This window comes from Halomonas sp. 3D7M (assembly GCF_014897885.1).
Classification (GTDB): domain Bacteria; phylum Pseudomonadota; class Gammaproteobacteria; order Pseudomonadales; family Halomonadaceae; genus Vreelandella.
On record NZ_JABUZF010000241.1, the window covers coordinates 7,231 to 9,072 of the forward strand.

Genomic DNA, 1,842 nt, shown 5'->3' on the forward strand with positions numbered 1-1,842 from the left:
CACGTGATGGGGGATTTAAAAGCTGCCGTAAAAGCCAAAGCAATCGCTGAGGAGTTGCTGAGGACAAGATTGGAGTCTTAGTGTTTTCATTTTTTCAGGGCAGTGAGTGAATAGCTTGCTCGTAAACACCCTTGTGGTTTCCGACTCGAAGTACAAAACAATTAGCTTGTCATATTTTCAATCTTGTAGCTCATGCGATAGTAGCTTTGCCTTGGGTTTTAAACACGCTATTTCTAGGAGGTCTTGTGGCACTTCGCGCAATTTTGCTAGATCACGATGGGACAGTCGTCAGTTCTGAACAAATCCATTTTCAAATGTGGGTACACATTCTGAGCCAATATGGCTTTGAATTGTCCGAGCTGCAGTACAAAAACCACTATGCAGGCCTGCCAACGCGCGCCAATGCCCTGGATATGGTGCAGAGGTTTGGGATTAATGCGTCCCCTGATCAACTTATAGAAGCGAAGAACGCCGCGACGCAGGACTACCTTGCTAGCCAAGCATTCCCGCTAATGCCTGGCGTACGAGAGGCTATTGTTTACTTCCACAGTAAAGGTTTGAAGCTGGCAGTGGTGACAGGCGCTAGTGCAAATGGTGTTCAAAAAACACTGCAGGCCAATGAGTTTGAAGATAAGTTCTCTACGATTGTTTCTAGCGATGATGTCCGAAACAGCAAGCCCGCACCTGAATGCTATCTTCTGGCTCTTCAACGGCTTGGCGTTGCTGCGGATGAATGTCTCGCCATTGAAGATACACAACATGGTCTTGAAGCTGCCTTTCGAGCTGGCATAAGCTGCTTGGCACTACCCACGGAAATGTCTAAACAGCAAAACTTTCATTCAGCGACAGCGGTTCTTAGTGGCATGGCTGAAGCCGTTGAGTATATACGCCATGCCTATGGCGTAGAGAGCAACTCTGCGCCTGTTTAAATCGAACGCCTAAGGGTAAAGGGGGCTTTAGGCTTTCTAGCCAGAGCTGGCTAGCCATTCGTTAAAGCGCTGTTTGTAAGGAGAGCATAAATGCATTTTCAAGCCATTCCGATTATACGAATTTTTGATGAATCTAAAGCCAAGGCGTTCTATCTTGAGTTTTTGGGGATGTCGCTTGATTGGGAGCATCGCTTCGAAGCAGACTTTCCTGTCTATATGCAGGTATCCCGAGGTGATCTGGTTTTTCACCTCAGTGAACATTCTGGGGATTGCTCCCCCGGCGCTAAAACGTTTGTGAATACTGATGATCTTGAAGGCTTGTACCGCGAGATTCTATCCCGTGGTTACAAGTATAGCCGCCCGGAAATAACCACAGCTCCGTGGGGCGATAGGGTGTTTGAAGTGGTCGATCCGTTTTCCAACAGAATATTGTTCAATGAGCCTACAGCAGCCTAGCATTAGTTGGCATCACGATAGCGGCTGCCATGGAGGCTAACGGTAAAGGAGTTTGCGATGAAAGGCACATGTCTTTGCGGTTCCATCGAAGTGACTGCGCCTAACCACGAGCAGGTCAGTGTTTGTCATTGCTCACTATGTCGGCGTTGGTCGGGTGGGCCTATGTTCGCCGTGCATTGCGGTGGTCCGGTAGAGTTCTCTGGTGCTGAGCCTACCGCTTACCGCTCATCTGATTGGGCGGAGCGGGGCTTCTGTGCAACCTGTGGGACGCATCTGTTCTATCACCTGCTACCCAGCAATGAGTATATTCTCCCAGCAGGCCTGTTCCAGGATCAGACGTTCCAACTCACCAGCGAAATATTTATTGATGAGAAGCCCGACTATTACGAGCTTAACAACCAGACTGAGAAAATGACCGGACAGCAGGTCTTCGGTAAGCGTTCATTCCAAGGCGTTC

At 48.7% G+C, this 1,842-nt stretch carries 3 protein-coding genes; all 3 read left to right on the top strand.

Annotation, left to right across the window (positions count from 1 at the left end):
* The first annotated feature begins 245 nt into the window (after positions 1-245).
* Positions 246-929, top strand: coding sequence for an HAD family hydrolase (locus tag INT22_RS14215; protein ID WP_193068439.1), 684 nt, complete (start codon positions 246-248; stop codon positions 927-929).
* 90 nt (positions 930-1,019) lie between these two features.
* Positions 1,020-1,385 carry a glyoxalase superfamily protein gene (locus INT22_RS14220; RefSeq protein WP_089037937.1) on the top strand — a complete coding sequence of 122 codons (366 nt, stop codon included), beginning with the start codon at positions 1,020-1,022 and terminating at the stop codon, positions 1,383-1,385.
* A gap of 57 nt (positions 1,386-1,442) precedes the next feature.
* The coding region (locus INT22_RS14225; protein ID WP_193068440.1) for a GFA family protein at positions 1,443-1,842 on the top strand (400 nt) is incomplete at its 3' end.